The sequence below is a fragment of the Bradyrhizobium brasilense genome, assembly GCF_029714345.1.
GTDB lineage: Bacteria > Pseudomonadota > Alphaproteobacteria > Rhizobiales > Xanthobacteraceae > Bradyrhizobium > Bradyrhizobium australafricanum.
The window spans coordinates 8,587,484-8,609,293 of the sequence record NZ_CP121669.1 but is presented as its reverse complement, the minus strand read 5'-3'; the positions used below and the strand labels follow the sequence as shown (position 1 = coordinate 8,609,293).

General features: G+C 65.6%; 21 protein-coding genes. 11 read left to right on the top strand and 10 right to left on the bottom strand.

Annotated elements, in window-relative coordinates; all coding sequences use genetic code 11:
* The first annotated feature begins 20 nt into the window (after positions 1-20).
* Positions 21-1,592, top strand: a complete 1,572-nt coding sequence (locus tag QA635_RS39895) for a serine hydrolase domain-containing protein (RefSeq protein WP_283065463.1) — start codon at positions 21-23, stop codon at positions 1,590-1,592.
* A gap of 286 nt (positions 1,593-1,878) precedes the next feature.
* Here QA635_RS39895 and QA635_RS39890 read toward each other — a convergent pair whose 3' ends face one another.
* On the bottom strand, positions 1,879-2,055 hold the full coding sequence (locus QA635_RS39890) for a hypothetical protein (protein ID WP_162832420.1): 177 nt from the start codon (positions 2,053-2,055) through the stop codon (positions 1,879-1,881).
* A gap of 386 nt (positions 2,056-2,441) precedes the next feature.
* Here QA635_RS39890 and QA635_RS39885 point away from each other — a divergent pair, with 386 nt between their 5' ends.
* Positions 2,442-2,570, top strand: coding sequence for a hypothetical protein (locus tag QA635_RS39885; RefSeq protein WP_016847287.1), 129 nt, complete (start codon positions 2,442-2,444; stop codon positions 2,568-2,570).
* Here the strand turns inward: QA635_RS39885 and QA635_RS39880 are convergent.
* The 4 genes from QA635_RS39880 to QA635_RS39865 are packed head-to-tail and all read right to left on the bottom strand — an operon-like array spanning position 2,567 to position 6,172.
* Positions 2,567-3,322 carry a GntR family transcriptional regulator gene (locus QA635_RS39880; protein ID WP_283065460.1) on the bottom strand — a complete coding sequence of 252 codons (756 nt, stop codon included), beginning with the start codon at positions 3,320-3,322 and terminating at the stop codon, positions 2,567-2,569. The genes QA635_RS39885 and QA635_RS39880 overlap by 4 nt on opposite strands.
* A gap of 6 nt (positions 3,323-3,328) precedes the next feature.
* Positions 3,329-4,309, bottom strand: coding sequence for a Gfo/Idh/MocA family protein (locus QA635_RS39875; protein WP_283065459.1), 981 nt, complete (start codon positions 4,307-4,309; stop codon positions 3,329-3,331).
* Positions 4,306-5,169, bottom strand: a complete 864-nt coding sequence (locus QA635_RS39870; protein ID WP_283065457.1) for an NAD(P)-dependent oxidoreductase — start codon at positions 5,167-5,169, stop codon at positions 4,306-4,308. Before QA635_RS39870 ends, QA635_RS39875 begins: the two co-directional genes overlap by 4 nt.
* Before the next feature lie 43 nt (positions 5,170-5,212).
* Complete coding sequence (locus QA635_RS39865; protein ID WP_283065455.1) at positions 5,213-6,172, bottom strand: Bug family tripartite tricarboxylate transporter substrate binding protein; 960 nt, start codon at positions 6,170-6,172, stop codon at positions 5,213-5,215.
* Positions 6,173-6,309: 137 nt separating this feature from the next.
* Between QA635_RS39865 and QA635_RS39860 the strand changes: the two genes are divergently transcribed.
* From QA635_RS39860 to QA635_RS39850, 3 genes are all read left to right on the top strand, one after another.
* The gene (locus QA635_RS39860) at positions 6,310-6,699 is read left to right on the top strand and encodes a carboxymuconolactone decarboxylase family protein (RefSeq protein ID WP_092089709.1); all 390 of its coding nucleotides are present in this window, start codon (positions 6,310-6,312) and stop codon (positions 6,697-6,699) included.
* A 60-nt stretch (positions 6,700-6,759) separates the two neighbouring features.
* Complete coding sequence (locus QA635_RS39855) at positions 6,760-8,121, top strand: class-II fumarase/aspartase family protein (RefSeq protein WP_283065452.1); 1,362 nt, start codon at positions 6,760-6,762, stop codon at positions 8,119-8,121.
* A gap of 114 nt (positions 8,122-8,235) precedes the next feature.
* On the top strand, positions 8,236-9,492 hold the full coding sequence (locus tag QA635_RS39850; protein WP_283065450.1) for an aminopeptidase: 1,257 nt from the start codon (positions 8,236-8,238) through the stop codon (positions 9,490-9,492).
* A gap of 205 nt (positions 9,493-9,697) precedes the next feature.
* On the opposite strand, the gene QA635_RS39845 is transcribed toward QA635_RS39850, so the two are convergent.
* From QA635_RS39845 to QA635_RS39835, 3 genes are read right to left on the bottom strand one after another with little or no spacing between them, the layout of a single operon-like run.
* Entirely contained in the window at positions 9,698-10,630 is a 933-nt protein-coding gene (locus tag QA635_RS39845) for a GNAT family N-acetyltransferase (RefSeq protein ID WP_283065447.1), read from the bottom strand.
* An 11-nt stretch (positions 10,631-10,641) separates the two neighbouring features.
* Complete coding sequence (locus QA635_RS39840) at positions 10,642-11,691, bottom strand: amidohydrolase family protein (RefSeq protein ID WP_283065445.1); 1,050 nt, start codon at positions 11,689-11,691, stop codon at positions 10,642-10,644.
* Positions 11,692-11,736: 45 nt separating this feature from the next.
* Positions 11,737-12,576, bottom strand: a complete 840-nt coding sequence (locus QA635_RS39835) for an MBL fold metallo-hydrolase (protein WP_283065443.1) — start codon at positions 12,574-12,576, stop codon at positions 11,737-11,739.
* Positions 12,577-12,750: 174 nt separating this feature from the next.
* Here QA635_RS39835 and QA635_RS39830 point away from each other — a divergent pair, with 174 nt between their 5' ends.
* Complete coding sequence (locus tag QA635_RS39830) at positions 12,751-13,701, top strand: alpha/beta fold hydrolase (protein WP_283065441.1); 951 nt, start codon at positions 12,751-12,753, stop codon at positions 13,699-13,701.
* On the opposite strand, the gene QA635_RS39825 is transcribed toward QA635_RS39830, so the two are convergent.
* Entirely contained in the window at positions 13,685-15,202 is a 1,518-nt protein-coding gene (locus QA635_RS39825) for a permease (RefSeq protein ID WP_283065439.1), read from the bottom strand. The genes QA635_RS39830 and QA635_RS39825 overlap by 17 nt on opposite strands.
* The gene (locus tag QA635_RS39820; protein ID WP_283065437.1) at positions 15,199-15,951 is read right to left on the bottom strand and encodes an ABC transporter ATP-binding protein; all 753 of its coding nucleotides are present in this window, start codon (positions 15,949-15,951) and stop codon (positions 15,199-15,201) included. Before QA635_RS39820 ends, QA635_RS39825 begins: the two co-directional genes overlap by 4 nt.
* 295 nt (positions 15,952-16,246) lie before the next feature.
* Between QA635_RS39820 and QA635_RS39815 the strand changes: the two genes are divergently transcribed.
* The 5 genes from QA635_RS39815 to QA635_RS39795 all read left to right on the top strand — a co-directional run bounded on the left by QA635_RS39815 (position 16,247) and on the right by QA635_RS39795 (position 21,807).
* Positions 16,247-17,122, top strand: coding sequence for a branched-chain amino acid ABC transporter permease (locus QA635_RS39815; RefSeq protein ID WP_018269126.1), 876 nt, complete (start codon positions 16,247-16,249; stop codon positions 17,120-17,122).
* Positions 17,123-17,132: 10 nt separating this feature from the next.
* The gene (locus QA635_RS39810) at positions 17,133-18,284 is read left to right on the top strand and encodes a branched-chain amino acid ABC transporter permease (protein ID WP_283065435.1); all 1,152 of its coding nucleotides are present in this window, start codon (positions 17,133-17,135) and stop codon (positions 18,282-18,284) included.
* Positions 18,281-19,039, top strand: a complete 759-nt coding sequence (locus QA635_RS39805) for an ABC transporter ATP-binding protein (RefSeq protein ID WP_283065433.1) — start codon at positions 18,281-18,283, stop codon at positions 19,037-19,039. The genes QA635_RS39810 and QA635_RS39805 overlap by 4 nt, the downstream gene beginning before the upstream one ends.
* A 10-nt stretch (positions 19,040-19,049) precedes the next feature.
* On the top strand, positions 19,050-19,829 hold the full coding sequence (locus QA635_RS39800; protein WP_283065431.1) for an ABC transporter ATP-binding protein: 780 nt from the start codon (positions 19,050-19,052) through the stop codon (positions 19,827-19,829).
* A gap of 139 nt (positions 19,830-19,968) precedes the next feature.
* Positions 19,969-21,807: an AMP-dependent synthetase/ligase gene (locus QA635_RS39795; protein WP_283065429.1), complete on the top strand. Its 1,839-nt coding sequence runs from the start codon at positions 19,969-19,971 to the stop codon at positions 21,805-21,807.
* Positions 21,808-21,810: the final 3 nt, after the last annotated feature.

The following is a 21,810-nucleotide window of genomic DNA, read 5'->3' as shown; positions in this document are numbered from 1 at the left end:
CGTGTCGCAATGAGACGCCGATGCAAGTTCAACGTTTGGCGCTGCCGATGCTTGCAGGGCTCGTGCTTGCAGCTTCGGCTTTGTCGGGCGCAGCCCGGGCGCAAGGCGCCGCCGAGCCGATGCGGCAGACCTCGCAGTGGCAGAACTGGCAGTGGCAGACCTCGACGCCGGAAGAGCAGGGGATGGATTCCGCTGCGCTGGCGCGGCTCGTCAATGACGGTGCGGCCCACAGTCTCGATAGTCTCCTGATCGCGCGGCACGGCCGGATCGTGCTCGACGCTTACTATGCGCCCTACACGCCGGAGATCCCGCATCTGTTCAATTCCGTCACCAAGGCGGTGACCGGCACGCTGGTCGCGATGCTGCTCAGGGATGGCGTGCTCGACAGCCTCGACCATCGCATGGTGGATTTCTTCGGCGATCGCAGCATCGCCAATCTCGACGACCGCAAGCGGGCGATCACGGTCCAGACCATGCTGGACATGACCTCGGGAATGGCCTGGACCGAAGGCGTTGAGGGTGGCCGACCGGACTCGCTGATCGAGTGGGGGCGCAGCCCTGATGCGATCCAGTTCATCCTCGACCGCCCGATGGCGAAGGCGCCGGGCGAGGCGTTTGATTACAACACCGGCAATGCGCAGCTGTTGGCCGCCATAATCAACAAGCTCACCGGCATGAGCGCGCGGGACTACGCGGTGACGAAACTGTTTCGCCCGCTCGGGATAGCCGCGCCGTACTGGAACAGCATCGGTCCCGGACTGACGCAGGGCGGCGGCGGGCTTCAGCTCGCGCCGCGCGACGCCGCCAGGATCGGCCTGCTCTATCTGCGTGACGGTGAATGGGACGGGCAGCGCTTGCTGCCGACCGGTTGGGTCGATCGTATCAGGCACGCGGCGACGGAGATGCACACCTCGTTCGACCCATCGTTGCGCTACGCCAGTTTCTTCTGGGTGATGCCGCAGCGGCAGGTTGTCATGGCGGTCGGCGACCGCTGTCAGCTCGTCATGCTGCTTCCCGCCCTCGACATCGTCACCGTCGTGACCGCGCGCGACTACTGCTCGTTCGGCAGAATGGCCGACGAGATTTCGGGCGCGGTCAAATCCGACACGGCGCTGCCGGTGAACTCCGTCGGCGGCAATCAGCTCGCGAGCGCGCTGCGCGAGATCGCAACCGAAAAGCCGTCGGCCGTTGGTGCCGTGCCCGAGACGGCCGCCGCCATCTCCGGCAAGACCTGGCGCTTCCCGGCCAATGGCTTCAATTTGCGGGCACTAACGCTGCATCTGACGGATCAGCCCGCGCACTACGAACTCGAAACGGCGACGCCGGATCCGGCGAGGCCGGTGACGACACTGGCGGGACCGATCGGGCTCGACGGTGCCTACCGTCTCGGTCAACCAACGGCGCTCGGCGTGATGGCGCTGAAAGGGACGTGGCAGGACAACCAGACATTCGCGATCGACCTGCGTCTGGTCGGCGGCGATACCGACCGCCGATGGCTGCTGTCGTTCGATGGCGGCAAGGCCCGGCTCAGCGGCAAGGATCGCTTCGGCCGCGACGTTAAGGCCGACGCTGAAGCGCCGGGCGCGCAATAGCTCGAGCGCGGGCCGCGTCCCTGTCCATTTCGGGCACGTGAAGCTCGGCTTCCTTCGCGTCGTCCCGGCGAAGGCCGGGACCCATACGCCGCGGCGGACGTTGTAGCTGGGACTGGTCGTTGCAATAGTGCAGAAGGCGTCGTGCCCGCGCAGCGACCTCGCCGGCATGGCCGCAGGAAATCACGACCGGCGTACGCCAACACGCACACCGGCCATGGCAGACGGCCGCGCGAATCGACAATGCTAAGGAAACTATGCGCCCGAGGCTCTCAGCGCGGCGGCGACCTTATTGGTCCACCTTCGGCGTCTTGCCCGCAATGTCGAGGCCGAACCGGAGCGCGCGCTCCTGGCGCTCTTCCGTCAGCAGCTTCAATTCCCGTTCCAGCGACCGCGCCACCTCGTCCTGGGTTTCCTTGGAGCGGCGACGGGAGTCGCCTTGCGGTTTGGCCGGTTCGGCAGTCACGGGAGAAGCCCTTGTCATCACAGTGTCACAGGCCCTGATCGCACGGCGGGAGTCGGGGCGACAATCAAAAAGAATTCAGTGGGCGCATCTTTGGAAGGTTTGGTGTGCGTCTGACTCAAATTTGGGCAGAAAATTCTCTTAAGTGTTGCCTCGAATGGAGCCGAACCCTTCAGCCCGCGGTCTCATCAATTCGGATGAGAGAGCCCGGTTCCGACGAAATCATTTCCGGATTCGCACGAAGGCGTCCTGAAACCGACAAGGTCTAACCTTAGTAGCGTTGTGAAGGACGGTTGCCTGGTGAGACGCTGAGGACCGCGGTGGTGAGATTCACAACCTGGGTCGCAAGGTCAGTCGGTCCTGCTGAGACGTTGGGGATGATCCCGGAAATGAAGAAGTTGAATGCTGTGCCTTATGTCTGGGCGGCCGCGCTGATTGCGGTCGCGATCTGGGGCGTGAGCGGCACCCCGCAGACGGCACATACCTCTGCCAGCACCCATCTGGCCCGGGTGCGCTAGAGCTTCGGCCGCAGCGAGCGCTGCATATCCATCGTGTAGGTGTAGCGCCCCTCGGGGTGCGTGGTGATGGTAACCTCGAACAGTTCCTCGCGCTGGCCGTAGTAGCGGCGTACCACGGTGAGTGCCGGCGAGCCGGTTTTGACGCCGAGCGCCTTGGCGATCGGCGCCGGCATGCCCCGCACGAAGATTTCCATCTGCGCGCGCTCGGTGACCTGGCCGTACATCCTGGCAATCTGCTCATGCACCGGGGTGCGGCCGTGATCGGGCCGGGTCACGACATCGGCGAACCGGCGCAGCACGTAGATCTCGGCCCAGCCGAGCGGGGCGGCGAACTGGTCGGAGCGGCGCACCGCCTCGATCAGGAACCAGCTCTTGCCGGGCTCGCATTTCAAAAGCCCGGCCAGCTTGCGGTCGGCGACGATGTCGCTGCTGGCCACGACCTCGCGGTAGGTTTCGTTGGAATAGCGCAGCCATTCGCCGAGCGACTTGACGCTGTGGGTAAACAGCACCGGCGGCTCGGATGCGATCACCACCGAGCCGAGGCCGGCGCGGCGCACGATCAGGCCCTGGTCGATCAGGATGCGCAGCGCCTCGCGCACGGTCTGCCGGCTGGCCTGGTAGCTCGCCATCAGCTCGGTCTCGGTCGGCAGCAGATTGCCGACCGCGTAGGTGCCGAGCCGGATGTCCTTCTGCAGTCCGGTGGCGATGTCGCGGTAGCGGGACGATCGCGCTCGGTCCGGTTGTTCAGACATGGCGGATCACTGGTATGCCGTATGGCAGACGACCGGATGTCCCGACAGTATCGACTGCAGCGCGGCCTCGAACGCGGCGAGCGTCGCCAGCACGTCTGCCTCGAGCACCGGGAACGGCTGCTTGCCTTCGACGGCGTCGGCAAAGGCCGATAGTTCCGCGGTGAGGGTGTCGATTGCCGGATAGCGCGTCGTCGCAGGCGCCTCGCCGGATTTCCGCAGCACCATCGTCTGTTCGTCGAGCACCTCGGCGGATCCCTTCGTTCCGAACACATGCACGCGCCAATAGAACGGTGTTGCGCGAATTGTCGCAAGGGTTGCGCTCACGCCATTCACAAATTCAATCGCCAAGGTTGCAGTGTCGAGCGGCGGCGGTCCCGCCTTGCGCGCACTCAACCGGGCATAGACTTGGCGCGCGGGACCAAGCAGGCTGACGAAGCCGTCGAGCACATGCAGCCCCGCGCCGGTCAGCCCGCCGCCCGGCGATTCCTCGGGCGACAGCCGCCAGCCCTGCGTGATGGCCTGCGAGTTCTCGTTGCTGTTGTGGCCCTCGACATGCAGGATGGTCCCGAGCTCGCCGCTGGCTGTGATCGTGCGCAGCGCCTGCATCGACGGCCAGAACCGGCGGTTATGCCCGACCGCGAGCACCACGCCGGCGCTGCGGCAGGCGGCGAACATCTCTGCGGCATCGGCGCGCCGCAGCGCCAGCGGCTTCTCGCAAAACACCTGCTTACCGGCGCCGGCTGCCGCGATCACCTGGTCCTTGTGCAGCGAATGCGGCGTCGCCAGCAGCACGGCATCGATGCGAGGGTCGGCGAGGACATCGTCCAGGCTCGCCGCGACGGAGAGGCCGAGCGCCTCGCAAAAGCCGGCGGCGCCGTTGGCGTCCGGTTCCACCGCGCGGACGATCCTGAGCCGCGGCTCGTTGCGCGCGGCCCCGACCAGTGCGCGGCCCCATCGACCGAGGCCCGCGATCGCACAGTTGATCATGACTGTCCCTCACCGTGGCCGCGTCCGGCCCGGATCGCCTCGATGACCGCGGCGCTGTCGTTGTCCGGCCCTTGAAGGGCGATCGCCGCGCGCAGCAGTTCGGCCTGCACCGAGGTCAGCGGCAAGGGCAGGTCGTGCCGACCGGCCTCCTGCAGGATCAATTCGGCATCCTTCAAGGTCTGCGCGATATGCGATTGCGGCGAGAAATCCCGCGCCAGCATCTTCGGCCCCTTGCTGTCCATCACCTTTGAATATGCCGCCGATTGCCGCGCGGTCGCAAGGAACGCCGCGCCGTCGAGGCCGAGGCTTTCGGCAAAGGCGATGCCCTCGGCCAGCGCGGCGCGGTTGTTCTGCAGGATCAGGTTGATGGCGAGCTTGGTGCGGCTGGCATTGCCGATCGCGCCGACATTGACCCGCTGCGGGCAGAGGATATCGAGCGTCGCCGCTGCGGCGTCGATGATGTCGGCATCGCCGGCGACCAGCGCGGTGGCCGTGCCCGCCCGGACCTCGGCGCTGGTCCCCGAGATCGGCGCTTCGATGAAGGCGAGGCGCGAGCGGGAGGCGAATTCGGCGATTGCCACGATCTCGCCCGGCGCGCAGGTGGTGGTGCAGATGACGCGCGGCGGCACTGTCGCGTTGGCGAGCTCCGGCAGCAATCCCTTGACCTGGGCCGCGTCATACACCGCGATGACGATGGTCCGGCAGCGCGCCGCCACGTCGGCGGCAAAAGCCGCGAACTCGGCGCCGCTGGCTCTCAGGCCACCGGTCTTCGCGGCGTCGATGTCGAAGCCGATCACCCCGATGCCGGCGTCGATCAGCCGCGCGGAGAGCGCTGATCCCATCAGCCCGAGGCCAATCATGCCAACAGGTGTCTCGCAAGCCATGATGCGACGCCGCCTCGCTTTATTGCGGCTGGATGCCGGCCGCCTTGACCTCCGCCGACCAGCGCACGACCTCGCTGCTGACGAAGGCGCCGAACTCGGCGGGCGCGAGCGGCGCCACCATCACGCCGACATCGGCGAGCTTCTTCCTCGTCTCCGGCATCGCGAGGTACTTCGCACACTCGGCGTAGAGTTTGCTGACCACGGGTTCCGGCGTGCCGGCCGGCGCGAACAGGCCGTACCAGATCGTGGCCTCGAAGCCCGGCATCGCTTCCGCGAGCGCGGGCAGGCCGGGCGTCAGCTCGTTGCGGGTCGCCGACGTCACGGCGATGCCGCGCAAGGTGCCGCCCTGCATCTGCGGGATCGCGACCGAGAAGTCGCCGAAGGTGAGATCGATCACCCCCGCCATCACGTCGGTCATCGCCTGCGGCACGCCGCGATAGGACGCCGCGACCAGCGATAGGCCGCCGCGCGATTGCAGCTGGGCGATCGAGATCTGCGATGCGCCGGAACCGTAGCCCGCGGTCAGGTTGGGATTGGCCTTGGCGTAGCTGAGGAACTGCGGCAGGTCCCTGGCCGCGAGCTTCGGATTGACCAGCAGCACCATCGCCGTCGTGGTGGTGCGGATGACCGGTGCGAAATCCTTCACCGGGTCGTAGGGCAGGCTCTTCAGCGTCGCGACGTTGCTGGCATGGGTGGTGTTGGTGCCCATCAGCAGCGTGTAGCCATCGGGCGCGCTGCGCGCGACCTCCTGGGCGCCGATGCTGCCGAGCGCGCCGGCGCGGTTCTCGATCAGCACGGTCTGGCCGAATGCGTCCTGCAGATGCTGGCCGACCAGCCGCGCGACATTGTCGGGACCGGCGCCGGCCGGGAAGGGCACGATGATCTTGAGCGGCCGTTGCGGGAAATCGTCGGCGGCGAAGGCCGGCAGGACCGGAAGCGTCGCAAGCAGGACGACGAGCAGCCCCAGCCGTAACTTCATCCCGGTCCCCTCCCGTGTCTGCTTTTGCAGATTTATACGGACAAATACGTCAGAAAGGCAAGCGCTAGGCCTGCCAGAATGTTGAGGTGCGTCATATTTATCCGTATAAATAGCCCATTCAGGGGAGCCAGACGACGATGGTGGACATCAGCGATCTCCATGCGCGCGGACTGCGCCGGCGCCAGAAGATGTTCGGCGAGGGCGATGTCGCCAAGCGGATGGCGGCTGCGGGCGACTTCGGCACGCCGCTGCAAAACATCATCAATGCCTATGTCTACGGCGACGTCTGGGAGCGCAGCGGGCTGTCCGACCAGATCCGCAGCCTCGTGATGCTCGGCATCACCGCGGCGAGCAGCAAGCCCGCCGAGTTCCGCGTGCATGCCAAGGGCGCGCTGGCCAATGGCTGCACCGCCGCGCAGGTGCAGGACGTGCTGCTGCTGGTCGCGATGTATTGCGGCATTCCGGCCGCGATCGAGACCAGCAAGATCGCTGCCGAGGTGTTCGGCGAGGTGTCCCCGGAGGGGTAGGGCACAGGCCGGCGCCGTGATAGGGACGTTGCCGTCTGCGACCGGCAACAGGATCTGCCCATGTCCGCCTTCCCGACCTCGACCACCGTGCTCGATTCCGTATTGTTTCGCGATGCCTTCGGCACGCGCGAGATGCGCGAGGTGTTTTCCGACCTGCGGCTGATCGAGCGCTACGCCGAAGCCGAGGTGGCGCTGGCGAAGGCCGAAGCGCGCTGCGGCGTGATTCCTGCCGAAGCCGCCGAGGAGATCGCAAAGCGGACCGATGTTGCCGCGCTCGATTTCGATCTGCTGCGGCAGGAGACCGACGTCGTCGGTTACCCGATCCTGCCGCTGGTGCATCAGATGGCGAAGCAGTGCGGCGAGGCCGGCCGCTACGTCCATTGGGGCGCGACCACGCAGGACATCATGGACACCGCCGTGGTGCTGCAGCTGCGCGATGGTCTCAAGATCGTGGAAGATGACATTGCCGCGCTGCGCGGCATCCTCGCCGATCTCTCGAAAAAATACCGCGACACGCCGATGGCCGGCCGCACCCATCTGCAGCAGGCGCTGCCGGTGACGTTCGGCTACAAGACCGCGATCTGGCTCGCCGCGTTCGATCGCCACGCTGCGCGGCTTGCGGAGCTGAAGCCGCGCGTGCTGGTTGGCCAGTTCGCCGGCGCCGCCGGCACGCTGGCCTCGCTCGGCGACAAGGGTTTCGAGGTCCAGCAGGCGCTGTGCGAGGAACTCGGCCTCGGCGTACCCGTCTCGACCTGGCATGTCGCCCGCGACGGTCTGGCGGAAGCGGTGAATTTCCTCGCGCTGGTCACGGGAACGCTCGGCAAGATCGCACTCGACATCATGATCATGGCGTCGACCGAGTTCGCCGAGGTCTACGAGCCGTTCGTCAAAGGGCGCGGCGCGTCCTCGACCATGCCGCAGAAGCGCAACCCGATCTCGTCGGAGCTGATGCTCGCCGCCGCCAAGGCGGTGCGCCAGCATGCCGGCCTGATGCTGGATGCGATGGTGCAGGATTTCGAGCGCGCCACCGGTCCGTGGCACGCCGAATGGATGGCGATCCCGGAAAGCTTCGTGCTGACCGCGGGCGCGCTGCACCAGGCGAGGTTCGCGCTTGGCGGTCTGATCGTCGACGAGCAGCGGATGGCCGACAATCTCGACATCAGCCGCGGGCTGATCGTGGCCGAAGCCGTGATGATGGGCCTTGCGCCTTCGATCGGCCGGCAGGAGGCGCATGACGTGGTCTATGACGCCTGCCGCCGCGCCAACGACAAGGGCCTGACGCTGGCCGAGGCGCTGGCGGCGGATGATCGCGTCGCCAGCCGGATCGATCGGGCGACGATCGACCGCCTCACCGCGCCGAAAAACTATCTCGGCCTCGCGCCCGAGATGGTCGACCGGGTGCTGGCCTCGGTGAAGCGGTAAAATTCGAGGCAATTGCTCGCCGTCGCGTGATCGAGCGCGGCGGCCGGGAACCTTGCGGATGCGGATCGAATTGGACTACGAATCCCGAGAGTTCCTCAAACGACACGGCGCTTCATGACCGCACATCAACGCAACCTTTCCGCCTCGATCGATCCCGTAAAGCTCGATCGGCTCGCCGAAGTCGCGATCAAGGTCGGCCTGCAGCTGCAGCCGGGGCAGGATCTCTTGCTGACGGCGCCTGCCGCGGCGATGCCGCTGGTGCGGCGGGTGGTGGAGCATGCCTACAAGGCCGGTGCTGGTCTCGTGACCCCGTTCTTCTCGGACGAAGAGCTCACGCTGGCGCGCTACCGTTACGCCAACGATGCGAGTTTCGATCGTGCCGCAAGCTGGCTCTATGAGGGCATGGCGAAGGCGTTCGGCGCCAACACCGCGCGGCTTGCGATCGTCGGCGACAATCCGATGCTGTTGTCGGGCGAAGACCCGGCCAAGGTGGCGCGCGCCAGCAAGGCCAATTCGATCGCCTACCAGCCGGCGCTGGAGAAGATCGTCAATTTCGACACCAACTGGAACATCATCGCTTATCCGAGCACGTCCTGGGCCAAGCAGGTGTTCCCCGACGATGCCGAGGACGTCGCGGTGGCGAAGCTTGCGGACGCGATCTTCTCTGCCTCCCGCGTCGATCAGGATGGCGCCGTCGCCGCCTGGGCACAGCACAATGCGAAGCTCCGCGAGCGCACCGAATGGCTGAACGGCCAGCGCTTTCACGCGCTGAAATATTCCGGACCCGGCATGGACCTCACGATTGGCCTCGCCGACGGTCATGAATGGGAGGGCGGAGCGTCGACCGCCAAGAACGGCATCGTCTGCAATGCCAACATCCCGACCGAGGAAGTCTTCACCACCCCGCACTGCCGCCGCGTCAGCGGCCACGTCGTCAGCTCCAAGCCGCTGTCCTATCAGGGCACGCTGATCGACAATATTTCGGTCAGGTTCGAGGAAGGCCGCATCGTCGAGGCCAAGGCCTCGCGCGGCGAGGAAGTGCTGAAGAAGGTGCTCGACACCGACGAGGGCGCGCGCCGCCTCGGCGAGGTCGCGCTGGTGCCGCATTCCTCACCGATTTCGAAGAGCGGGCTGCTGTTCTTCAACACGCTGTTCGACGAGAACGCCGCCTCGCACATCGCGCTCGGCCAGTGCTACTCGAAATGCTTCGTTAATGGCGACAAGCTGACGCCGCAGCAGATCGCCGAGCAGGGCGGCAACAAGAGCCTGATCCATATCGACTGGATGATCGGCTCCGCCCACACCGACATCGACGGCATCCATGCCGACGGTCGCAGCGTGCCGGTGTTCCGCAAGGGCGAGTGGGCGTAAGGGGGCCGACGCTCTTCACCTCGCCCCGCGTGCGGGGAGAGGTCGGATCGCATCTTCAGATGCGATCCGGGTGAGGGGGCGCCTCCGCGAATGCTGCTGTCACCGAATATGTGGAGAGGCCCCTCACCCCAACCCTCTCCCCGTAAGAACGGGGCGAGGGAGCGCAATCCCGTCGCCGTCGCTACCGACCCAATCTCATCGCGCTCTACTGAAACCTCCGCCCCCGCGCGGCGAGCAGGTCGCCGCGTGGCGCGCTGAAGCGGCAGGTCTCGTGCTGCGGCCGGAAACCGAGCCGGCGATAGATCTTCAGCGCGGGAGCGTTGCGGCTCGAGACGTTGAGCCAGCAGGGGTGCTCGACCGATACGTCATGTGCAGCCAGCACGCGATACACCAATAACTGGCCGAGCCCGCGTCCCTGCCGCACCGGATCGACGGCGACCGACTCGATCCACATCGAGTTCCGTTCCGGCTCGGTCAAGCAGAAGCCCGACATCTGTCCATCCTCCGACGCGATCCAGACTTCGCTCTCGGTCAGGACCTGCGCCATCTCCTCCGGCGAGTACAGGCGGAAGGCGGCGTCCGAGGCATAGGCGGCATTGTGGATGCGCGCGACCTCGCCCGCGCAGGCGGTGACGTCGCTGACCTGCTCGATGGTGGCGCGCGCGGCCGCGAGCGTGCGCGCCGGCTGCAGCGGCTCGACGCACTTCATCCCGATCTCGGACTCGACATGAACAAAACCGAAGGCCGCGACGAAGGCCATTCCCGCCGGCCAGTCGCTGCTCACCAGCGTCTGAACGGTGAGATCGGCATCGGCGTCGATCGCAAGCACCTCGTCGAACAGCGCGAGGCCAATCCGGCGGCGGCGCATCTCGGGCGCCACGACGATCTTGAGGAATCGGGTGTGATGCGCGCCCTGGTCGCGCAACGAGGACTCGGCGAGGCCAACGAGTGCGCCATCGCGCTCAGCAACACGAAAGCCGCGCCCGCCGCGGTTCTGCGGCAGCTTCAGGAACTGGTCCCATTGCGGCAGCGTGACAGGGCCTAGCCGCGGTTCCACCGCGGCTGCCTTTGCGTAAAGTTCGACCACCGCTTCCGCATCAGCCTCTCGAAGCGGCCGGATGGTGATGCCGTCATCCATGAGTCGAGAGCTTACCCGATATCGAGCCGATAGACATCCTTTGCCGTCTTCAAGAACAACGCCGTCTTTTCGGCTTCGCTATATTGTGATGCAAGCCGTTTAAAGGTGTTGAAGATGATCTGGTAGCTGCATTGCCCCTTATCAGGTGGGAAGTTGCTCTCGAACATGCAACGGTTCGGACCGAACGCCTCGATGCAGGTCTCGACATAAGGCCGCCAGGCGGCGGCAAGTTCCTCCGACGAAGGCGGCCTGGGGCGGAGGTGGAAGTCGTAGCCGAGCAGGCACATCGCCAGCCCGCCGAGCTTGACTACGACGTTCGGGCATTTGGCGATCTCCTGGATCGACGCCTTCCAGACCGGAAAGATCTCCGCGCGCTTGCCGGCGAAGCGTCCGGTGCCGACCGGGCCGCCGCAATGGTCGAGCACGATCCTGGTATCGGGAAAGGTGCGGGCGAGGTCGGTCAGCTCGCCGATCTGCGGGTGGAACAACCAGGCATCGAAGCTGAGGCCGAGCGGTGCCAGGCAGGCGAACCCCCTACGAAAGGTGGAGTCCAGCAGAATGCCCTTCGGCCGGTTCGCGTACATATGCGCGACGTTGGGATCCTCGTCCCAGGCCGAGGAGTGGCGGATGCCGCGGAACCGGCCGTTGCCGGCGGCAATCTGCGCCTCCAGCACCGCCTTGGCCTGATCGCCGATCAGAAGGTTAACGTGGCTGACGATGCCGGCGCAGATCGCCGCCTTGCCGTAGCCGCCGCTCGCCGCCATCGCCGCGATGCCGTTGGCGAACTCGACCTCGCCGACCGGACGGAACGCCTCCGGGCCGTCGGCGCGGTACATCGACCGGCAATCGACATAGACGGTCGCCACGATGTTGTGGCCGGACGCGATGTCGTCGCGCATGTCCTCGATCAGATAGCGCAAGCCCCCGCGATCCCAGAGATGGTGATGCGGATCGACGATCGGCCGGGCCGGGTCGATGATCTCCTCGGTGTATTGGGCGAGCCAGTCTTCACGCGGATTGGCATAGAGCCCGCTGGCGGAGGCGGGCAGAGTGCTGGCCATCGATTTTCACTCCCGTTTGGTTTTGCTTCTTCTTGAACAGAGACGTCACACCCCATCCAGGATGATCACCGTCGGCGTCGCCGGCAGGGTGTCGCGCGAAATCCGCAAGGTGCGCTCGCCGCCGCGGCGATCGATCTCGAACTGCTGGCCGATCAGGCGCATGAACTCGTCGAGCGGGGTGGCGAAGCGGTGCATCGGCAGCACGACGGCGGCGCGCAATCGCCTGGTGATCTCGGAGATGCCGTCGAGCGACATCGTATAGGTGCCGTCGATCGGCACCATCACGATGTCGAGCCGGCCGATCGCGGCGAAATGGCTGTCGTCGAGCTTGACGTGGAGGTGGCCGAGATGGCCGATGCAGAGGCCGGCGACCTCGAAGATGAAGATCGAATTGCCGTCCTTGATCATCTCGCCGCCGGAGTCTTCGCCCCAGTAGCGGCGGATGTCGGTGGTGACATTGCGGATATAGACGTCGCCGATGCGCTCGGCGTAATGCGCGGCCTGGCCGTTCTCGCCCCAACCATGCAGCACGTGGGGAATCTTGGGATCGGGAAACAGCGTGTAATGGGTCGCGTGGGCCCGGTTCATGGTCGCGACGTCGGGCAGCCGCCCGGTCCGATAGACGCCGTTATAGTCGGTCGCGATCCGGATGCCGGCGGGCGTGTCGATATAGTAGGTCGAATGGCCGGCATAGGTGATCGCGACTTCGTCGGACTTGGTCGCGGTCTTGTCCGCGGTCTTGGCCGCGACGCGGCGGTAGCTCACGGGAACGGCGCGCGGCGGCGCATTTGCCATCGCCAGGCATTCGCTGCGCCGGGCGTCCTGCGCGAAGGCGTGACCGGTCAATGATCCCAGCAAGACGAGCGCGGCGAGCAATCTCAGCATGACCTGTTCCGTCTGCGGCGGCATCCGCGGACGGAAGAGTAGCGCGCAATTGGCGCGCCGTCATGATGAGGCCCGTGCATCGCTCCATGGCGCGGGCTGCAACACGAGCCGGGCGATTATTGCGTCGGGACACGCTAGGATGCCGCGCAAACGATCGAGATCAGGGAGTTTTGCGTGACTGATACCGTCTCTTCGCAGCGCGCGCCTTCGACCAAACGGCTCGAGCCATTGCGCCATGTCGACGCCGGTGTGCTCAACATCGCCTATTACGAAGCGGGCCCTTCCGATGGGCCGGCCGTGCTGCTGATGCATGGCTTCCCCTACGACATCCACTCCTATGTGGACGTCGCGCCTGTGCTGGCGGCGCAAGGCTGTCGGGTCATCGTGCCCTATCTGCGCGGCTACGGACCGACGGCGTTCCGCGACAAGGCGACGCCACGCTCGGGCGAGCAGGCGGCGGTCGGCGCCGACATGATCGCGCTGATGGACGCGCTCGGCATCGAGCGCGCGGTGTTCGCCGGCTATGACTGGGGCGGCCGCGCCGCGTCGATCGGTGCGGCGCTGTGGCCGGAAAGATGCATCGGACTCGTCTGCACCAACGGCTACATGATCCAGGACATCGCGCATGCAATGGTGCCGGCGCTGCCGGATCGCGAGGTGGCGCTGTGGTATCAGTACTACTTCCAGCTCGAGCGGGGGCGGGCGGGGCTCGCCGCCAACCGGCGCGGCATCGCCAAAATCCTGTGGTCGCAATGGTCGCCGAACTGGGCGTTCGACGACGCCTGCTTCGAGCGGACTGCGGTCGCGTTCGACAATCCTGATTATGTCGACGTCGTGATCCACAGTTATCGCCACCGCTACGGCGTTGTCGATGGGGATCCGCAATATGCGGATTTGCAGCGGCGGCTCGACACATTGCCTGTCATCAGGGTCCCCGCCATCTCGCTCGACGGCGCCGACGACGGCGTGACGTTCGCGACCGACGGCAGTCGCACCGCGGCAAAGTACACCGGCCGCCTGGCCCATCACCTGATTCCGCATGCCGGCCACAATCTGCCGCAGGAAGCGCCCGAGGCGTTTGCCGCGGCGGTGATCGAGGTGATGAACGCTAGCGCCGCGGGCTGATCTTCCAGGCGATGGCAAGCGTCAGCAGCGTCAGAATGCCGCTGACCAGCGCGGCCGTCGGGATTGTCAGGGCCAACGCCGCGGTTGCGGCCCAGCCGATCGAGGAGAAGGCTTCCGCGAAGGTGGCGATGCGGGAGGAGGTCTGACGCCGGCGGAATTGGCTGCGCTTGGCCTGCGCGCGGAACCAGAGCTGGACCGCGGCGGCGGATGCGGTCGCGATGAGGATTGCGATCGCCGTGACCGCGGCCTGCCCCGGCGAGGCAAACGCCAACGCGGCCACCAGCGGGGCGAAGATTACGGCGATTGCGATCAGGACCACCTCGACCTTGGCGCGGGTGACGCGTGACGGCGGCAGCGGCGCGGTCGCCACCAGATCGGGCGCGTCCTCGCCGGAGATGGTCAGCCAGGCGAGCCCGCCGGCGAGCTGGCCTGCGGCCATCACGATGACGGGCGTAATCAGCACGATCGCGGTCGACGTACCGGAGAAGCTGCGCCACAGCATCAGCGCCGGCGGCAGCAGATAGAGCATCTGCATCAGGGTCTGCGAAAGCAGCCACGGATCGCGGCGCAGCAGCAAGAATTCCTTGCGCCGCAGCGCCTGCTGCCGCGAGCCGGCCCGGAAGGCGCGGGCGCGTCCCCGCGTCACCGCAGCCGGATTGGCGGCGACGCTGGCAACCGTATCGGCAAATCGCGGTGCGAATAGCGCCATCACGCCACCGAGCATCACCAGCGCCGCGGCGAGCAGCAGCAGCATGATTTCGAGCTCGCCGAGCGATGCCCGTGCCGGCCACCAGAGCAGGCTGTCGGGGGCGGGGGCAATTCGCGCCGCGGTTTCCGAGGTCAGAAAGGCAAAGCGCGACAGCGTGCCGTAGGACAGCACGGCCACGACCTGCAGCGCGATGACGAAGCCGGCGCCGATCACGGCGGAGACGACCTGCGCCACCAGCCGCGTCCGGCTCGGCCCGATCAGGCGGAACAGGAACGCGGTGACGGCGATCGCGGCGGCTGCCGCCGACAGCCCGATCGCAAGGACGACGCCGAAGCCGGCGAGCCAGCGCGGGCCGCCGAGATAGACCAGCACGTCGATGAACGGCGTCGACAGCAAGAGCGCCATGCTGCTCACCGTCAGCGCGATCGCGGCGATCCGGATCGAGAAGATGTTGGTGAGTTTTGCCGGCGACGACATGATCAGATCGAGATCGGCGCGGGCGTAGAACACGCGCGTCACCGACTCGATCGCCTGCGAGAGCATCAGCGCCCAGGCCAGGAAGATCGTCGCGGTCAGCACGATCAGCGAGGACGGGTCGAGCGGAAACCGCAGGTCGGCATAGCGGTTGACCACGGCATAAGCCGGCAGATGCAGGATCGCCGCGAAGATCAGGAGCCCGATCACGGCGCGATTGCGCCGGCGACGGCCGCCGGTCATCATCGCCAGCCATTCGCGCCACGCTAGGCGGAATTCGTGCCGCGCGAACCAGGTGAGGTGGGCGACCGAGCTCACGCGGCCGCCGCTTCGGTATCGACCAGCGCGATGAACATGTCCTCGAGCGTGGTGTCGTTGCGGCCGTTCTGCGCGCGCAGCTCGGCCAGCGTGCCCTCGGCGATCAGCCTGCCGGCCGCGATCACGCCGATCCGGTCGGCCATTCGCTCGGCGACTTCGAGAATGTGGGTCGTCATGATCACGGTGCAGCCGGCGCGGACGCGCTCCTGCAGCAGTCCCTTGACGTGGCGCGCCGACAGCGCGTCGAGGCCGGTCAGCGGTTCGTCGAGAATGATCAGGCGGGGATCGTGCACCAGCGCGCCGGCCAGCGCCACCTTCTGGCGCATGCCCTTGGAGAAGCCTTCGCAGCGCTCGTTGAGATGCGGCTCGAGCCCGAGCGACATCAGGAGATCGCGCGCCGAGCTCTCCGAGGTGCGCGGATCGATGCCCCACAGGCCGGCGACGAATTCGAGATATTCCAGCGGCGTCAGCTTGTCGTAAATCATCGGCTCGTCGGACACCCAAGCCATGATCTGCTTGGCGGCGACCGGATCGGCGAGCGCGTCGATGCCGAGGATCGACACCGAGCCGGCATCGGGCCGCAATAGCCCCGCAACCATGCGCAGCGTCGTGGTCTTGCCGGCGCCGTTCGGTCCGAGCAGCGCATAGAACTCGCCGACACGGATCGTGAGATCGAGCGCGTCGACCGCCGGGCGGTCAAAACGCTTGGTTAACCCTCGCACGGCGAGTGCGGACAGTTCAGGTGTCATGGCGTGGTGGCGATCCGGAATTTCGCTCGTCGGTTGCGCAAAGCTTGGACAAAAACCGTTTCGGTGCAGTGAATCGCACGGGGCAAATCAAACGCGATATCCGTATTAGTCCGTGCTGCGGCAAATCTCCGCAAATGTGATGATACAGCGACAACAGCGGTTTGTTGACAGGGATCGGGCCTTTTGGCTCAATCGGGGCGGACATAGGCGGCTTTCGGCGCTCCAGACACAAGGGCGTGAAGGCGGGATGCAACGAGCGATCGGATAAGAATCGCCGGGCATCGGGGAGGGAACGATGCTGGACTTTGTTCAGCAGCTCGTCAGCGGCATCGCGCTCGGCTGCGTTTACGGCCTGATCGCGCTCGGCTTCGTGCTGGTCTACAAGGCAACCGAGGTCGTCAATTTCGCGCAAGGCGATTTGATGATGCTGGGCGGCTTTTTCGCCTTCACCTTCATCGGCATGCTCGGGCTGAATTACTGGGTCGGGTTCGCCGGCGCGGTGATCTGCATGGCGCTGTTCGGCATGCTGGCCGAGCGGCTCGTGGTGCGGCCGATCCTCGGCTACCCGCAATTCTCCATCATCATGGCGACGATCGGGCTCGGCTATTTCCTGCGCTCGATCTCCGGCATGATCTGGGGCACCGACGACTTCAAGATCGAGACGCCGTTCAGCCAGGGCGTCCTGCGGATCGGCAGCCTGGTGCTCGCCTACGACAAGCTGTCGGTGATCGCGGCGACCATCATCCTGTGCGCGCTGCTCTATCTGTTCTTCAACCGGACCACGCTCGGCACCGCGATGCGCGCCAGCTCCGAGAACATGCTGGCTGCCTATTACATGGGCATTCCGGTCAAGCGGGTGGTCTCGATCGTCTGGGCGATCTCGGCCGCGGTCGCGACCTGCGCCGGCGTGCTGCTGGCGCCGATCACCTTCATTCATTCCAATGTCGGCCTGGTGCTGGGGTTGAAGGCGTTTCCGGCCGCGGTGCTCGGCGGCTTCGGCTCGATCCCGGGCGCCGTGGTCGGCGGCGTCCTGATCGGCGTGATCGAGAGCATGGCCGGCTTCTATCTGCCGCAGGGATGGAAGGACGTCGCGCCCTACATCGTGCTGCTCGCGGTGCTGCTGCTCAAGCCCGAGGGCCTGTTCGGCCTTCATGTCCGGAAGAAAGTCTGAGGAGCAACGGATGCGGTTTCTCTTCAAGACCGATTACGAAGACGACATCAAGCTGTTCCGGCATTCGGGCTACATCTATTCCTACGGCCTGTTGCTGGCGGTGCTGCTGATCGCGCCCTACGTGCTCTCAAGCTATCTGATGAGCCAGCTCGTCTTCGTCTGCATCTACGCGATCGTCGGCGTCGGGCTCTTGATCCTGACCGGCTTTACCGGACAGGCCTCGCTCGGCCATGCCGCGTTTCTTGCGATCGGCGCCTATACCGCGGCCTATCTGCAGCAGTTCAATGTGCCGTTCCCGGTCTACTTCCTCGCCGCGGGGCTGTTGACCGGCGTGGTCGGCGCGCTGGTTGGGTTTCCGGCGCTGCGGCTGCAGGGCATCTATCTGGTGATCGCGACGATCTCATTTGCGTTCATCGTCGAGGAGATCCTGGCGCGCTGGGAAAGTGTCACCAACGGCAATGAGGGCATGCGGGTCAAGACCATGCAGCTGCTCGGCACCACGGTGTCGCGCGACGGCCCGACCTTCTATTACCTCTGTCTTGCGGTGCTGGTGCTGACCATCGTCGGCACGCTCAATCTGCTGCGCTCGCCGACCGGGCGCGCTTTCGTCGCGATTCGCGACAGCGAGACAGCGGCGCGCAGCATGGGCATCAATGTTGCGCTCTACAAGGTGAAGTCATTCGCGATCTCGGCGGCGATCACCGGCTTTGCCGGCGTGCTGTTCGCGCACAAGCTCTCCTTCATCTCGCCGGAGATGTTCACGCTGCAGCTTTCGATCGAGTTCATCATCGTGATCCTGATCGGCGGCACGTTCAGCCTGCACGGCGCGGTGCTGGGCGCGATCTTCCTGGTCATGATCGATCCGTTCCTGACCTATCTGAAGGACGATATGCCCGGCGTGATCGGCGGCATGGCGGCGACCCTTGGTGCCGGCACCGAGCGCGCGGGCCACATTCGGGACGCGGTCGCAGCCTTCGCCTCCGCGAACGGACTGAAGGGCGCGATCTACGGCATCATCATCGTGCTGTTCGTGCTGTTTGAACCGCTCGGACTCTACGGCCGCTGGCTCAAGATCAAGCTCTTCTTCCAGCTGTTCCCGCTCTACAAGCGCGCCACCTTCAAGCGGCAGAAGATCTATGTGAAATCGGAGCGGAACAGATGAGCTATTTCCGCGCCGAGAACCTGTCGCTGCATTTCGGTGGCCTCAAGGCGGTCGATGCGGTCAGCTTCGCGGTCGAGAAGGGCGAGATCCTCTCGATCATCGGGCCCAATGGCGCCGGCAAGAGCTCGATCTTCAACCTGATCTCGCGGATCTATCCGCCGACCTCCGGCAAGATCTTCTTCGAGGATCAGGACATCACCCAGGAGCCGGCCTACGACATCGCGAAACTCGGCATCGCCCGCACCTTCCAGAACATCGAGCTGTTCGAGAACGCGACCGTACTGAGCAATCTGCTGGTCGGCCGCCATCGCCATTCCGCTACCCGGCTGTGGCAGGAGCTATTGTTCCTGCCGAGCGTTCGCGCCGGCGAGAAGGCGCATCGCCGCCGCGTCGAGCAGGTGATCGAGTTCCTCGATCTCGAGCCCTACCGCGACAAGCTGATCTCGGGACTGCCTTACGGCGTGCGCAAGGTGATCGAGCTGGCGCGGGCGCTGTGCTCGGAGCCGAAGCTGATCCTGCTCGACGAACCGTCCTCCGGCCTCAATGTCGAGGAGACCGACGACATGTCGTTCTGGATCCGTGACATGAAGAGCGAGCTCGGCATCACCGTGCTGATGGTCGAGCACGACATGACGCTGGTCAACCGCGTCTCCGACCGCGTCATCGCGCTGAACTACGGCCGCGTGCTGGCGATGGGCTCGCCGTCCGAGGTGCAGCACCATCCCGACGTCGTCGCAGCGTATCTCGGCGCATGAGGATGATGCCATGAGCGCAGCGGACATCATCCTGAAGCTCTCCAACATCGAAAGCTATTACGGGCCGATCATGGCGATCCGCGGCATCAGCCTCGAGGTGCCGCGCGGCCGGATCGTGACGCTGCTCGGCGCCAACGGCGCCGGCAAGACCACGGTCCTGAAGACGATCTCCGGCATCCTCGACCCGCAGAAGGGCTCGATCGAATTCCTCGGCAAGCCGATCCAGCGCATGGAGGCCGACCGGATCGTGCGGCTCGGGCTGAGCCACGTGCCGGAGGGGCGCGAGGTGTTTCCGTTCCTGTCGGTGCGCGAAAACCTGATGATGGGCGCCTATCTGCGCAAGGACCGCGACGGTGTGGCGCAGGACCTCGAGCGCGTCTACGGCTATTTTCCACGGCTGAGGGAGCGGCTCGGCCAGCCGGCCGGGCAGCTTTCGGGCGGCGAGCAGCAGATGCTGGCGATCGGGCGGGCGCTGATGAACCGGCCGACACTGCTCCTGCTCGATGAGCCATCGCTCGGGCTGTCGCCGATCCTGGTGAAGGAGATCTTCACCATCATCCGACGCGTCAATGAGGAGCAGGGCATGTCGATCCTGCTGGTCGAGCAGAATGCCAAGATCGCGCTGGAGACGGCGCATTACGGCTATGTGCTGGAGATCGGCCGCGTCGTCATGAACGACAGCTGCGAGCGGCTGATGAATTCACCCGATATCCAGGAGTTCTACCTCGGCGCCAAGGAAGCCGGTGCGCGCGGCGAGCGGCGCTGGAAAAAGAAGAAGACGTGGCGTTGAGAAGGACTGGGCGCCGGCGATGGCGCCGAGGAAGGTTTGGCATTGAAAGAGAGTTGGAGCTAGATTTCAGGCCCGTTTCGCCAACAAGACCGGCAACACAAGCCGGCGCGTGAGACGGGCGGCAGAGGAGGGAGCGCGCATGGCCGGACCAGCGGTGCTGACGGTTGCCGACACGATCGCGAGGAGCTTTCTGCTCGCGGCTCAAACGCGTGGCGACAGGCCCGCGATCCGCGAGAAGAAGTTCGGCATCTGGCAACCGACCAGCTGGCGCGAATGGCTGCAGATCTCCAAGGACATCGCCTACGGCCTGCATGCCACAGGCTTCCGTCCCGGCGACGTTGGCTCGATCATCGCCAACGCGGTGCCGGAATGGGTCTATGCCGACATGGGCATCCTGTGCGCCGGCGGCGTCTCCTCCGGCATCTATCCGACCGATTCGGCGGCGCAGGTCGAATACCTCATCAATGATTCCCGCACGCGGGTGATCTTCGTCGAGGACGAGGAGCAGCTCGACAAGGTGCTGACCTGCCGGTCGCGCTGTCCGACGCTGGAGAAGATCGTCGTGTTCGACATGGAGGGCCTCTCCGGCTTCTCCGATCCGATGGTGCTGTCGCTCGCGGAATTCACGTCGCTCGGCCGCAATCATGCCTGGGGCAATCCGGCGCTGTGGGACGAGATGACCGGCAGCCGCACCGCCTCCGATCTCGCGATCCTGGTTTACACCTCCGGCACCACGGGCCCGCCCAAGGGCGCGATGCACTCCAACCGCAGCGTGACGCACCAGATGCGCCACGCCAACGATCTCTACCCCTCGACCGACAGCGAGGAGCGGCTGGTGTTCCTGCCGCTCTGTCACGTCGCCGAGCGGGTCGGCGGCTATTACCTCTCGCTCGCGCTGGGTTCGGTGATGAATTTCGCCGAGAGCCCGGAGACGGTGCCGGACAATCTTCGCGAGGTGCAGCCGACCGCGTTCCTCGCGGTGCCCCGGATCTGGGAGAAGTTCTATTCCGGCATCACCATCGCGCTGAAGGATGCGACCCCGTTCCAGAACTGGATGTATGCCCGCGCGCTCGCGATCGGCAACCGGATGACCGAGTGCCGGCTGCAGGGCGAGACGCCGCCACTGTCGCTGCGGCTCGCCAACCGCGCGGCCTATTGGCTGGTGTTCCGCAACATCCGCCGCATGCTCGGGCTCGACCGCTGCCGGATTGCGCTGACCGGCGCCGCGCCGATCTCGCCGGATCTGATCCGCTGGTATCTCGCGCTCGGCATCGACATGCGCGAGGTCTACGGCCAGACCGAGAATTGCGGCGTCGCGACCATGATGCCGGCGGATCGCATCAAGCTTGGCTCGGTCGGCAAGGCCGCGCCCTGGGGCGAGGTGATGATCTGCCCGAAGGGCGAGATCCTGATCAAGGGCGACTTCCTGTTCATGGGCTATCTCAACCAGCCGGAGAGGACTGCCGAGACGATCGACGCCAAAGGCTGGCTGCACACCGGCGACGTCGGCACGATCGACAATGAGGGCTATGTCAAGATCACCGACCGGATGAAGGACATCATCATCACCTCCGGCGGCAAGAACATCACGCCGTCCGAGATCGAGAACCAGCTTAAATTCTCGCCCTATGTCTCGGATGCGGTCGTGATCGGCGACAAGCGGCCGTATCTCACCTGCCTGATCATGATCGACCAGGAGAATGTCGAGAAATACGCCCAGGATCACGACATCCCCTTCACCAATTACGCAAGCCTGTGCCGCGCCCGCGAGATCCAGGATCTGATCCAGCGCGAGGTCGAGGCGGTCAACGTGAAGTTCGCGCGCGTCGAGACCGTCAAGAAATTCTATCTGATCGAGCGCCAGCTCACGCCCGAGGACGAGGAGCTGACGCCGACCATGAAGCTGAAGCGCAGCTTCGTGAACAAGCGCTACGCGGCCGAGATCGCCGCCATGTATGGCGAACGCGCGGTGGCATAGAGC